The following is a 12,860-nucleotide window of genomic DNA, read 5'->3' on the forward strand; positions in this document are numbered from 1 at the left end:
CCAAGCCTAATTTGAATTCAACAAGCTTCCTTAACCGTATTACCGCTCTCATAATCATCCAATTGCGAAATCTGTTCCCGTTATAGCGAATAGGTTGCCAAATCGTGAAGATTGTATGCCTCTTATGTACAAAAATGGAGCACAGCCCCTTCCCGGCCGTACTCCATTACATAACCCGCTTATTTCTTGTCAATCAGCTTGAAATCGTCAAAATGGAACTCCGGCGATACGATGCAGGAGACGAGCGCCGGCTCTTCGCCGAGCGGGCGGGCGGCCTGCCATACGCCTGGAGGAATCACTACCTGCGGCTGCTGGCCCGCAGCGATATCCAGACCCAGGATAACCTCCGTTACGTTCTCCGGCTCTGCGCCATTGCCTCCCAGACTAAGCACGATCGGGCTGCCGGAATGATACAGCCAGATTTCGGAGGACAATACAGTATGCCAATCCGAACTCTCGTCAGCATGAAGCAGGAAATAGATCGATGAAGCTGATGCGCGCGGGCCCGAATAAGCCTCGCCCAACGTGTCCTGAGGAATCTCAAACGGAGAATTCCACAGTCTCTTGTACCATCCGCCTTCCACGTGGGGCTGTAGCCCCAAGGTTTCTACGAGCGGGGAAATTTCTTTTTGCGTCATGGGTTCTTCTCCTTCAAGTTTTGCACAGCGGCAAAACAGTCTTCATAAGCAAAGGCTTAAGAGGTACAAGCGTACCTGCTAAGCCTCGGCCTGATTGTGCTATTAACTGTAACGGATCCTGCAGCAATTGTAAATTATCTTCCGCTTATTTGCCTTCTTTGCTAGCCTTAAATACTTCGGCAATCGCTCCCAGGCTGCCCAGCGTCTCCACCGCACTGGTCGGCAGGAATATTTTGTTCGCTGGTCCCTTAGACATGTCAGTCAGAGCTTCAAAGGATTGATAGGCCAGTACTTTTTCATCCAGTCCTGCGCTGGCAATCATGGCAATCCGGGCCTTCTCGGCCATCGCCACTGCTTCGATCGCCTTGGCCTGACCGAGAGCTTCCAGCTCCTGCGCCTGACCGAGACCTTCCGCCTGACGGATGCGGGCTTCCTTATCCCCTTCCGCCTTCAGGATCTTACTCTGCTTATCCCCTTCAGCACGAAGGATCATATCCTGCTTGGCGGCTTCCGCCTCCAGGACAATCGCACGCTTGCTGCGTTCTGCCTTCATCTGTTTGTCCATGGCTTCCTGGATATCGAGCGGCGGCTTGATGTCGATAACTTCGACACGCTCAATGCGCACGCCCCACTTCTCTGTCGCTTCATCCAGCGCGAGACGGATGTCGGAGGAGATTTTTTCACGGCCGGACAAGGTTTCATCCAGCTCCAGCTTACCGATAATCTGACGCATGGTGGCTGTGGAGATATTCCGTACCCCATACACATAATCGGAGATTCCGTACGTTGCTTCTTCCGGACCCACTACCTGATAGAAGATAATCGTATCGATCTGCACCTGTACGTTATCCTTCGTGATTACCGTCTGCGGCGGTACATTCGCCTGTTGAATCCGCAAGTCATGATAGACCCGCACCTGATCAATAACCGGAATCAGAATGTTCAGACCTGGTGTGAGCAGGCGATGGAATTTACCCAGACGCTCTACAACTCCAACTCTTTGCTGCGGGACAATCTTGATCGTCATTGCGATAAATACTACGACGACAACAATAATAATTCCGATAATCACCAATTCCATTAGTACATATCCCCCCATCGTTCTACTTCAATAATGGTAGTGCTTCTTCTTACTACAATTACCTGCTGACCCTTGCCCAGTGCTACTGTAGAGGTCGCACTCCATGTATCGCCGCCAATCTTGACCTGCCCGTAACGGCCAGGCTCAATCGGTTCGGTCACCAGACCCTGTCTGCCGATAATCTCGGTCCCGGTATCCTTGAAGCCCCGCGCATTGCGCAGCCGCTCAGACAATGGCTTGGTGAAGAACGTCAGGGCCAGGGCTACCAGCGAACCCACTACAACCTGCAGCAGCCATGCATCCGGCAGCACAAGCGCAACCAGTCCGGCAGCCAAGGCTCCCAGGCTAAGCCATAACAAATAGAATGTAAACGTAAACATCTCTACAACAAACAAGACGCCAGCGGCAATCAACCATAATACCCACATACTCATTGGTGAACACACCACCTTCCGCTATATACTACTATAACGAAATAATCGGCATCACGTTTCACAAATTTTTGGAGGCCGGTACAGCCGCCTGTCTGTTCATTATATTTCAGCCTGTGGAAGCTTATGAACCTTAAGCGGGGTACAGGTCGGCTAAATTGTATTTAAACATAAATATATCCAATCGAAGCGCAAAAAACTCATTACCCACATTTCCGTACCCCGGAATCCTGCTTCCAAAACCTCCAAGGAACGGAATTAGTTATAAATACGGTGCCAGCCACCACGCCTGAACTGGAATGGAGAGGGGCGGATCAAGCAAGTGGATTTAATACATCTAAATAAGAAATATTATGGCACCTACAGAAATTAGTTGGAGAAACAACACTTAATCGGCCCAGATTCCCTTGAATGGGGAGCGTTCGGCAGATTAACTGTACTTTTTCCAACTGTTCGCTCTAAGTAGCGCATTTCGGCACAATTAAGTGCCTCTTTTCCAACTCTGTCAGCTCGCACTCCCCATCTATAAGCAGGATCGCTCGTAGCAACGTATCATTCTAAAAAGCACTTAAAAAAACGGTGCCAGCTTAAAAGCCAGCACCGTTCCTTGTTCTATACTTAGGCATACTCATGCCCTATGGCTGGATTTCCGTGCTGTCCGCTCCGCCTTTAGTTCAGCTTCCAGAGCGCAGGAGTGACATTCGGCTCCCAGCCGGCCAGAGAGGTATGCGCCTGCAGGCAGGTGTAGGATTGCCCGCTGTAAGTTACGATATTGCCGACACTATAAGCGGTGCCCGCTTTCCAGGCAGCAGCGCCTGGGGTAGCCGAAGGGACTGGCGTCACTACAGGAGTAGAGGTTGGCGCTACTGTCGGCGTAGCCGAAGGGCTTACTGTCGGGAGTGGCGTAGCTGTCGGATGCGGAGTAGCGTTACCGCAGGTTCCGGTCACCCGCCACACCCCGAAGGCTCCGCTAAGATCCGGCCGGTCCCCTTGCGTCCACCACTGGGCCTGATAGATCAGCCCTCCATAGGAGACCTGCTGACCCTGCGTGTAGACCGCGGTGGAACTCCAGGCTGCCGTAGAGCATTGCCCCGGCGTGGCCGTCGGTGTTACTGTTGCGGTCGGCGTGGCCGATGGCTTCACCGTTGCGGTTGGTGTCACTGTTGCCGTAGGTGTTGCTGACGGCTTCACTGTCGCGGTCGGCGTGGCCGATGGCTTCACCGTTGCGGTCGGCACCGGCGTAGCCGTTGGTGTCACTACTCCGCCGCCCAGTTCAGCGCTGAGCTTGGTCTGCAGCGTCTTATTGCGGTCCCCGCTGGTCTCCCAGAACATGGCTCCGGCCAGACCCTTGGTTTTCAGGTAGCTGGCTTTGAAGCCGATGGATTCGGCATCATCATAGCTGATGAAGGTTTGATTGGACGGGTTATAGAGATAAGGGACCTTGGAGGTGTTGTTCCAGTAACGGGTGTAGCCGTTCTTATTGATATAATTGGCTTCCAGATCACTGAAATCGTAGTTGCCCTTCTCCCAGGTTCCGGTCTGGGAGATCCCGGCAGATACCTGATACTGCCCGTTCCCCGCAGCAGGGGCCCCGCCCCAGCCCCGGCCGTAGAACGGCATGCCGAGCACCAGCTTATTAGCCGGTACGCCTGCACTCAGATAGCTGGTCACCGCCTTGTCGATATTATAGTTCGCCGGCTCGGTCAGCCCTGACGATGCGGCTGCCGGGTCATAATACAGCGGCGCATTGTGGCCGGTAGTAGGGTTCCAGCTGCCGTTGAAGTCGTAGGTCATAATGTTGATCCAGTCCACCACAGAGGCGATTCCGCTAAGATTGTTATTCTGGATGTAGGTCGGTCCGGCACCGGAAGCGATGGTCAGCAGATACGTTTTGCCGTCGGCAGCTCCTGCGGCATTCAGCTTCTCCCGGATCTTTTGGAGCAGCAGGATGTAGTTCTGCTTATCCTCGGGGCGGTAGCTGTTGCCCGCAAGTCCCCCGCTGACCGGGTATTCCCAGTCCAGATCGACACCGTCCATCTTGTATTTGCGGATGAAATCGACGGAAGAATTGGCGAACACCTCACGGCTTGCCGCCGTGGCAGCCACATCCGAGAAGCGGTTGGACCAGGTCCAGCCCCCGACGGAGATCATCGTTTTCAGATTCGGATTCTTCTCCTTCAGCTTCCAGAGCTGCTTCAGATTCCCCTTGATCGGGTCATCCCATTTATCATCACCGAAGCTTTTCTGGGCATCGATCCAGGGATCGCCCAGCACTACGGTGCCATTGGGAACGCTGATCGCCTGCCCCTGCTCGTTCTGGCAGGACCAGGTGACCGGATTCGGCCCGGTCGGGTCGGGATTGCCGTGTATTCCGTTCCAGCAAATGTCGGCAAAGGCATAGTTGATGACATTCATTTTGCCAGGATCGATATCCGTTACATTATAAGCCCGCCCGTAGGCGGCCCATGAAGCATAGTAGCCGACAATCTTGTAGTCTCCGGCTGCCTGAACAGTTCTGCTGTTTGCACCAAAAGCCGAAAAAAGAGTAAGGAAAAGGACTGCCGCCAAGCCAAGCACAAAGGATTTGCTTTTGATAAAGGCCATTTCGTGATTACCTCCCCGGTTCAATGCGTAACCTGTAAGCCTGCTTCATGGACATCCATGCGTCTTTGCCATCAAGGATATTAAGTGACCGTTCTTCCCTTGCCGCGAATGAGAAAGCTCAGCGTTCACCTCCCGGACCCGATTGGCCTTGACCTTCACCCTGTGAAACTATTAAACTCCTGGCAATCTGACTGGTAGAATAGTGAAATACAGCTCAAAAAAAGCGCAGTTCAGCAGCATACGGATCACTCGCTCCGCTACGGCCTACGTTGTTGTTTGGTACAGGGCAGGGTGGGTGGATTGCGACGATTTGCGGAAGGATGCAGGATCTGCGAAGGGGTGAAGTCAACTCTTATTCTCATACAAAGCCGGAGGATATGCTAGGGATAAATTTCCATAATCAGGGGGGATTATTATCTAAAAAAAACAGAAGCAGCCCCGAGCATATTCTGCTTACGGGCTGCTTCCAAGATTCCAACTCTTCTATTTACCGCCGCTCTGCGCAGCAGCAAGCTTCTCGGTCAGACGCCGCAGCGCCGTCCCGCGGTGGCTGATCGACTGCTTCTCTTCAAGCGTCAGCTCAGCCATCGTCTTCTCGTATTCCGGGAGATAGAACAGCGGGTCATAACCGAAACCGCCGGCACCCGCAGGCTCCGAGGTAATCCAGCCTTCGACCGTACCCTCAGCCGTCCATTCCCGGCCGTCCGCCGGATTATAGAGCGACAGGGCACAGACGAACCGGGCAGGACTCAGCAGCGGCTGTCCGGTATCCTCACCCTGCTTCAGCCGCTCCAGCTCGCTCATCAGCTTCAGATTGTTCGCCTCATCATCCGCCGCCTCGCCGGCATAACGGGCCGAGTATACGCCGGGGCTTCCGTCCAGCGCCTCTACACAGAGACCGGAATCGTCTGCCAGCACCGGCAGTCCAAGAGCGTCCCCTACAGCGCGGGATTTCTTGAAGGCATTCTCGGCAAAAGTGGCCCCGTCCTCGACCACATCCGGCAGATCCGGGTAGTCATACATGCTTTTGACCGTAAGTCCCAAGGGAGCAAAGGCATGCTGGAACTCCCGCACCTTGCCTTTGTTCTTCGTCGCGACAATCAGAATTCCGCTGCCGGACTTCATCCTACACCTCTTGACCGGGCTGGCCGGCAGGGATTTTGAGCGCGATGGCGCCAAGGACTTCTTTTTGCACAGCGATCAGCTCGTAGATCCCCTTCTCTCCGAGACCCAGCAGCTGGTCCAGCTCCTGGCGGGTGAACGGGCGCTCTTCGCCCGTGCCCTGAACCTCAACGAAAGCGCCGCTGCCCGTCATGACCACATTCATATCCACCTTCGCCTTGGAATCCTCTTCATAATTCAGATCGAGCAGCGTCTTGTCGCCAACGACACCCACACTGATGGCTGCCAGGTAGTCTGTAATCGGGAAGACCGTCAGCTTATTCTGGAGGGCAAGCTTGTTCATGGCGAAGGCCATCGCTACAAAAGCACCCGTGATCGAAGCCGTCCGCGTTCCCCCGTCTGCCTGAATTACATCGCAGTCCAGCGTAATACTGCGTTCGCCGAGCGCCTGCAAATTCACCACCGAACGCAGGGCCCGTCCGATCAGGCGCTGGATTTCCATGGTCCGTCCGGTCAGCTTGCCGCGCGCGGCTTCACGCTGGTTGCGGGTCTGGGTCGCGCGGGGAAGCATCGAATATTCGGCGGTTACCCAGCCCTTGCCTTGTCCCTTCAGAAACGGCGGGACCTTCTCATCCACGGTTGCCGTACAGATGACCTTGGTATCTCCCATCTCAATGATGACGGAGCCTTCTGCATATTTGTTGGTCTGGGTCGTTATCGTCAGTGGCCGGAGCTGGTCTTCGTTGCGTCCGTTTGATCTCATCTTTTCTGCCTCCTACATCGTATAGCGCAAAGTTTGTGTATACATTCATCCGTATCTTATACGCAGAAACGGGTGCCGCCCCCTATGGAAGAGAACGGCACCGCTGCTCCTGACCCGTTATTCGGATGAACAATACTTTATTCTATCAAAGAGTAGGCACAAAAGCATCTTTTTAGGCCAGTGGATTCGCTCTAAAGCGGCAGCTCGTTCACATATTCCGGCGCGGAGACCGGCTGGCCGTAATCGACGTTGTTGGTACCCGTAACCGTATCCTTGCCGTTCAGACGGATCTGTACCAGCGAATCATCTGTATTCTGGGCCACCGTCAGCACGACCGACTCCAGCATCTCCTCGGGAATGCTTGTGCTGCCTTCGAACATATCATCGGTCAGCGATACGGTGACTACCCCGTTCTGCCCTGCTTTTACAGAATCAACTACCGTTCCCTGCGTCATGACCATCTCCAGGCCGTTCTCGGACTGCGGTCCGGCAATCAGCTCGCTCAGAGCTGCCTTCACCGTATCCCCGCCAGCGGGTACAAAACGGGTAACCGGAACATAATACTGGTGGCCGCCATCCGGTGAAGCTGCTGCGAAATAGACTGTAACTGCGCTGGAGTTCATCATCAGTGCGTTATGCTTCGGCAGATTAATGCCCATGGTACGGGACAGCGGGCGATCCAGCGGTGTGCCTTGCAGCGGCATTTCAGTCAGCTTTTTGCCATCGACCCAGAGCTGTACTCCCTTGATGTCATCCTGCCCGGTCAGTGTCCAGGTCAGCGCTTCAAGGATTTTGCGTTCATCCGCAGGATCGTAGTCGTTAAACGCCGAGTTGAATTCAACAATTGCGACATGGTCCTGGCCGACAGATACATTGTTCACTTTCGTCCCTGCAGGAAGTACGCCTTGGAAGCCCTTAGGCAGTGCAGACGCGTAATCCCCCTTGCTGACGAGTGCCGTGAGGGAATTTTTCAGCATGACCGTGTCCTCGCTTTTTGGAAAAGACAGAGCCACCGGAGCCAGCAGACCGTTCTGATCCTCCAGATACACAGTAGTCCGCTCCCCGGCTACAGCAGGCGCACCGGTATCCTTCACCCCGGCAGACAGATCAGTCTCATCCATGGAGGCCGGTCCGAATACACCGGTATCCAGCGTATCTTCCCCGCTCACTTGCAGCATTTGCGCTTCTACGGCGGCGGGAGGCGGGTCCACAGCGGCGGATTCTGAACCGAACAGACTGCAGCCGGAGAGCACAAGCGGAACGGCCAGCAGGCAAGCCGCAGACGCCCCGCGGAGGTGTTTCACTGGTTTCATCAATCTTCATTACCCCTTTCTAGCGTTAAGATCAGTTTGTACTGCTATGTATACGAGCCCTGTGTCCAAAAAATAACAACAGCTTATCCTAAATTACAGAAGTTCTGCCGGAACCCCTGCTTGGCTGCGGACACTGCTGTGTTCATCCAAGTTCAGCCTGCTTGCGGGATACAATTCCGGACGTTTCTGGACATCGGTCTGCCGCTTGCGTACAATTTAGTACATACCCAAATCACACCCGACTCACGAATGGAGGACTTCCTATGACTGATGCCAAAATTCCTTACAGCCTCAACAGCAAAGCCGTTGCCGAAGCGACCCGGTACTGGCTGCACAAGCGCGGGGTCACTCTGGAGGAGATTGCCGAGCTTGTCATGATGCTGCAAAAGAAATACTATCCGGGCCTGACCATGGAAGAATGTATTCATAACGTTGAGATGGTCCTCAGCAAGCGTGAGGTGCAGAATGCAGTCTTGACCGGCATCCAGCTGGATGTGCTGGCGGAGGAGGGCAAGCTGTTCTCGCCGCTGCAGGATATGATTGAGAACGATGAAGGATTGTACGGGGTAGACGAGATTCTCGCCTTCTCGATTGTTAATGTATATGGCAGTATCGGGTTCACCAACTATGGTTACGTGGACAAGCTCAAGCCCGGCGTACTGGAGAGGCTGAATGACAAAACCACCGGCCAGATTCATACCTATCTGGATGATATCGTCGGTGCTGTAGCCGCAGCGGCCAGCAGCCGGATCGCCCACCGCAAGCAGGCGGAACGCGAGGAGGAGCTGGGCCTGCCCCATGCCCCGGAGGACGCGGAAGAGGCTGCACGGCGCAGCCGGCTGGAGGAGACGTTGCCGGAATAAAGCGGGACTTAATATGGATCATTGGAAAGGTGCGAGATGTGCATGACCTATTCGTTCGTAGTGGAGCCGCTGGCCGTCCAGGATTTCGAGAGTGAGGATGAGCGGATTGAGCGGTGTAAGGAATGGAATCTTCTGCCCGGTTCAGCCACCCGGGTCAAGACTTATCTGTACAAGCGGCAGGGCCTGACCCTGCCTTGTGAAATTATAGGGTTTGTGGATAATCAGACGGTGGTGGTCCAGTTCGAGAATAAGCAGCAGCATTGTATCCACCCGGCGTACCTCAAAGAAATGCAGACCGCCAGCTTCGGCCAGCGCACGCAAGCGGCGGCGGATGCACGGTCCGAGGACCCGGCAGAAGCTGCCGGAGAAGCCGAGTTGCTGGAGAACCAGCCGGTTGAGGAGGGTCGCGGTGAGGCTGATGTGGAGGGTGCGGGAAGTGCTGGTGCTGCGGTGGGCGATACTGCGGAGCGTTCAGAGAGTGGGATTGCTGCGGAAGGCGTGAGTGCTACGGAGACAGCGGCTCCGGCAGAGAAGCCGCGTAAGCCAGCCGCCTCCAAGAAGAAGCCCGCCCTGCAGCTGCCCGAAGACAAGCTCAAGGTTACAGCGGTTGTCAAAGAATTCACGACCGTTCCCAACCACTTTTCGGATAACGATGATGAAGTGATTATCTATGACAATGTAGCGATAGAAGGGCATGAGCTGGCCATTGACGAAGTCTGGTCAAGCCATAGTGCCACGCTGAAGAAGCTGGAGCTGAAGGAGGGCGACCCTGTTTCTTTTGAAGCGAAGATTGTGGCTAAGAAGCTCTCCCAGCACCCGGTCAAATACAAAATCAACAACCCGTCCAAGATGAAGGTGATCCAGCCGGATTCTTAAGAATGGGGATAATTGCAGACCGCAGGCCACTGGACGGCACCGTCAGATTATTGTCTAGGGCAGAGCGTCCAGCGGCTGCGGTCCCATTTGGTTGCGTTCGAGGAGGATGCTGATATCCTCCATCAGCTTTTTGGCCGAAATAGGCAGTGAGTGTGTAATCCACCATTCCATGACTCCCACGGCAGCCGAAGCCATTAAATGCAGCAGCATCTCCTTGTTCATCCCCCGGTTCACACCCTCCATATCGATCTGCTCCGCCAGTCCCTCCATCAGCATGGCATGCAGACGGCTTCTGAAGGCAGGAATGCCGCTGTTATTAATCAGGGTAATGAAGACGGTAGCATGTTGCTCGACATATTCACCCGTACGCAGCAGCGGACCTGAAGAGGTGAAATCCAAATTCTCCTGGACAGCCATACAGCGGTCACGCAGCTCCGTCATTTCCTTCTCAACACACTGATCCAGCAGATCATATTTGTCCACAAAATGCAGATAGATAGTCCCTCTGCTGACATTAGCCCGCTCCGCAATCTCATGTACCGTAATCTGTTCAGCTCTTCTCTTCCATCAGACTAAGAAACGCCTTAAAAATAGCATCCCGCGTCTTCCCGATCCGCCTGTCCACAGCCATCCCTCTTACCTCTCCTTCCCTTGAGCCCTTAGTTGGGTTCATTATATTTATCAGTTGTCAAAAAATCAACAGGTGTGCAGAATTCAGGAGCACATGTGCTCTTCATTTACGCTCCCCGCCCCTTTCGGCGAATTCAGGGGCATTTGTGCTCCTCAGTCACGCTTCCCGCACACTTTCGCCGAATTCAGGGGCATTTGTGCTCTTCATTCAGACTGCTCAATAGGATTTATCCCTTTGAATCTCATACCTCACCGCTTACAGCCGACTTTGGAGGAGGGATGAGATGAGTAGTGTTGTTTTCAGGCTACAAGTTCTCACCAACGAATTAGCCATTTCTTCCAGGCATTCCAGTTCTCTAGGTTCTCAGAATAATGTGAGGGTAACATCAGGCGAATAAGCGTGTTAGAGTCAACGGGTTGTGTGCAGCGGGGTATCAGCAGCGGGTTGTACCATTGAGTTACGGGTTGTGAGTTACGGGTTGTAAGTTACGGGTTGTGAGCTTAAGAGTTATGAATTGTGAGTTACGTGTTATGAGCTACTTGTGAATTGGCTGAGTGTGATGAGCTACGTGTATGTGTTATGAACTACATGTGATGAGCAGCGGGCTATCGGCAGCAGATTACAGTATGTTGTAATCTGCTGCCAGGAGCACGCACTGCTTCCTCGCACCAGTCTACTCCACAGCCGTGAAAAGCAGGCCGCCGCCTGGCCCGGCCTCCGTCTCGGCCGCCCGCCCCCGGCGCACCAGCTCGGCCAGATGGGCCAGCGCCTCGCTCATGGCGAACCGCATCTGGTGCGCTGTCGCGACCCGGCTGCGGAACAGCCCCTCGCAGACCGCGAACCCGCTCTGCGGTCCGCCTGCGAGCAGCGCGGCTGTAGCATCCAGCCGCTCCTCATGGTGCCGGAGCAGGCTGTCCGCCCGCGCCGTGAACCCCGGGAACGGTTCCCGGTGGCCCGGGAACGCCAGCGTAACCCGCAGGCTGCGCAACTCCCGCAGCCCCTCCAGGAACGTCAGCAGCGGCTGCGGATCGCTGCCCGGCTGCAGGCCGACATTGGGCGAGATCTGCGGCAGCACAGCATCGCCGCAGAGGATCTGCCCGCTGCCGCCGTGGTAGAATGACACATGCCCCGGCGCATGCCCGCCTGTGATAATGGGCTGCCATTTCCGGCTGCCCATCACAAACGGCTCCGCGGCATTGATATAGGTGACCTCCGGCTGCGGGGTCACCTCGGGCAGGAAGCTATCCAGATGCTCACGGATACCCAGAAGCCACTCCTCCGGCATGCCATGCCGCCGGAAAAAGAGCGGCAGCGCTTCATTCAGAATCGCCTCGTCCCCCCAGGCCAGGGCAGCCTCGGCATGCGCCCGCTCGCTCATCCACACCCGCGCTCCGCTGCGGGACTGCATCCAGCCTGCCAGCCCGTAATGGTCGGGATGATGATGGGTCACCACGATATCCCGCACCTGCGTCCAGGTAAGGCTCAGCGCCTCGAGTACCCCCTGCCAGGCATGCTCGGCAGCCGGTGTATGCGGTCCTGGATCAATGACCGTAACCCTGCCGTCCTTGTCCGGCAGAAGATAGCTGTTAACCTGGCGCAGCGGCAGCCCCATTGGTACAGATACCTGAAGAACTCCTTCGTCCCAAGCTTGAATGATCTCCTTGTTCAACCTTCCTTCGCCTCCTCTAAGCCCTCTCCCTGATGCCATCTCTAAGGTCTGCCTCCCATGAAGATCATGCGGGCTGAGGCTTCAGTGTCATATTCCTCTTCATCGTAGCCGCCGTGAACGGTATCCAGCCGCAGCCCGGCAGCGTCAAGCATTCTGCGGAAATCCTCCAGCGTGTAGAGCTTCACCCGTTCCTGGCACCTGCGGGCCGGAGCGCTCCCGGCCTTCGAGGTCAGCAGGATCTCCTTTTTCACATACCCCTCCTCGATCCGGCGGGTCTCGTCAATCGTGATATCTCCATCCTCGCGGACCGAATGGGGCACCAGATGGCGGATGACGTAAGCCGGGTTCAGGAAATCAATGAGGAACCGGCCACCCGGCTTCAGCATCCGGCAGATCTCCTTAAGCACCTTAATCTGCTCCTCATCCTCTTCAAAATACCCAAAAGAAGTGAACAAATTGACCACAGCATCGAAGCCGCCCGTAAGCGGAAGCTCACGCATATCCGAGCGCAGCCAGGTTACCTGCTCCGCACCCGCCTGCGCACGCGCCTCACGCAGCAGCACCTCCGACAGATCCACGCCCGTTACTTCATAGCCAGCCTGCGACAGAGCCAGCGAATGGCGGCCCATGCCGCAGCAGAGGTCCAGCACCTTCGCGCCCCGGGGCAGGCCAAGCCACTGGATCAGGCTCTCCACCTCATGACGCGCACCGCTGAAATCCCTGTGTCTGTATACAATCAGATAGTCCTCGCCAAAACATTGCTCATACCACTCACTCATCTCTCTCCTAACTCCCTCCATACCCCGCTTCACCGCACGGGCTTTCCCTGTCTCTAATAACGCCTATTGTACCGCCTTTTACTATAGAAG

Annotated in this window: 12 protein-coding genes and 1 pseudogene; 2 read left to right on the plus strand and 11 right to left on the minus strand. The window is 55.3% G+C overall.

Annotated features, from left to right (window positions below; all coding sequences use genetic code 11):
• Positions 1-179: 179 nt before the first annotated feature.
• The 7 genes from NST26_RS25855 to NST26_RS25885 all read right to left on the minus strand — a co-directional run bounded on the left by NST26_RS25855 (position 180) and on the right by NST26_RS25885 (position 7,952).
• The gene (locus tag NST26_RS25855; protein WP_076083140.1) at positions 180-638 is read right to left on the minus strand and encodes a cupin domain-containing protein; all 459 of its coding nucleotides are present in this window, start codon (positions 636-638) and stop codon (positions 180-182) included.
• A gap of 145 nt (positions 639-783) precedes the next feature.
• A complete protein-coding gene (locus tag NST26_RS25860; RefSeq protein WP_081751185.1) occupies positions 784-1,719 on the minus strand; it encodes an SPFH domain-containing protein in 936 nt (311 codons plus the stop codon).
• On the minus strand, positions 1,719-2,153 hold the full coding sequence (locus NST26_RS25865; protein ID WP_209876844.1) for an NfeD family protein: 435 nt from the start codon (positions 2,151-2,153) through the stop codon (positions 1,719-1,721). Before NST26_RS25865 ends, NST26_RS25860 begins: the two co-directional genes overlap by 1 nt.
• A 666-nt stretch (positions 2,154-2,819) precedes the next feature.
• The gene (locus NST26_RS25870; protein ID WP_340980163.1) at positions 2,820-4,754 is read right to left on the minus strand and encodes a glycosyl hydrolase family 18 protein; all 1,935 of its coding nucleotides are present in this window, start codon (positions 4,752-4,754) and stop codon (positions 2,820-2,822) included.
• A gap of 483 nt (positions 4,755-5,237) precedes the next feature.
• Entirely contained in the window at positions 5,238-5,879 is a 642-nt protein-coding gene (locus NST26_RS25875; protein ID WP_340980164.1) for an XTP/dITP diphosphatase, read from the minus strand.
• Between the two features lies 1 nt (position 5,880).
• Positions 5,881-6,639: a ribonuclease PH gene (gene rph / locus NST26_RS25880; protein ID WP_076083128.1), complete on the minus strand. Its 759-nt coding sequence runs from the start codon at positions 6,637-6,639 to the stop codon at positions 5,881-5,883.
• A gap of 191 nt (positions 6,640-6,830) precedes the next feature.
• Entirely contained in the window at positions 6,831-7,952 is a 1,122-nt protein-coding gene (locus tag NST26_RS25885; RefSeq protein WP_036726066.1) for a GerMN domain-containing protein, read from the minus strand.
• 263 nt (positions 7,953-8,215) lie between these two features.
• Here NST26_RS25885 and NST26_RS25890 point away from each other — a divergent pair, with 263 nt between their 5' ends.
• On the plus strand, positions 8,216-8,815 hold the full coding sequence (locus NST26_RS25890; protein WP_339250719.1) for a phosphatidylglycerophosphatase A family protein: 600 nt from the start codon (positions 8,216-8,218) through the stop codon (positions 8,813-8,815).
• A gap of 42 nt (positions 8,816-8,857) precedes the next feature.
• The gene (locus tag NST26_RS25895; RefSeq protein ID WP_340950545.1) at positions 8,858-9,691 is read left to right on the plus strand and encodes a hypothetical protein; all 834 of its coding nucleotides are present in this window, start codon (positions 8,858-8,860) and stop codon (positions 9,689-9,691) included.
• Positions 9,692-9,745: 54 nt separating this feature from the next.
• On the opposite strand, the gene NST26_RS25900 is transcribed toward NST26_RS25895, so the two are convergent.
• From NST26_RS25900 to NST26_RS25910, 4 genes and pseudogenes are all read right to left on the minus strand, one after another.
• Positions 9,746-10,132: a TetR-like C-terminal domain-containing protein gene (locus NST26_RS25900; protein ID WP_340980165.1), complete on the minus strand. Its 387-nt coding sequence runs from the start codon at positions 10,130-10,132 to the stop codon at positions 9,746-9,748.
• 57 nt (positions 10,133-10,189) lie between these two features.
• Positions 10,190-10,237, minus strand: a pseudogene (locus NST26_RS34115) (hypothetical protein); the annotation flags it as partial.
• A 758-nt stretch (positions 10,238-10,995) separates the two neighbouring features.
• Positions 10,996-11,991, minus strand: coding sequence for an MBL fold metallo-hydrolase (locus NST26_RS25905; protein WP_340980166.1), 996 nt, complete (start codon positions 11,989-11,991; stop codon positions 10,996-10,998).
• Between the two features lie 41 nt (positions 11,992-12,032).
• Positions 12,033-12,770: a class I SAM-dependent methyltransferase gene (locus NST26_RS25910; protein WP_340980167.1), complete on the minus strand. Its 738-nt coding sequence runs from the start codon at positions 12,768-12,770 to the stop codon at positions 12,033-12,035.
• Between the last annotated feature and the right edge of the window lie 90 nt (positions 12,771-12,860).

This window comes from Paenibacillus sp. FSL R7-0128 (assembly GCF_038002245.1).
GTDB lineage: Bacteria > Bacillota > Bacilli > Paenibacillales > Paenibacillaceae > Paenibacillus_AQ > Paenibacillus_AQ silagei.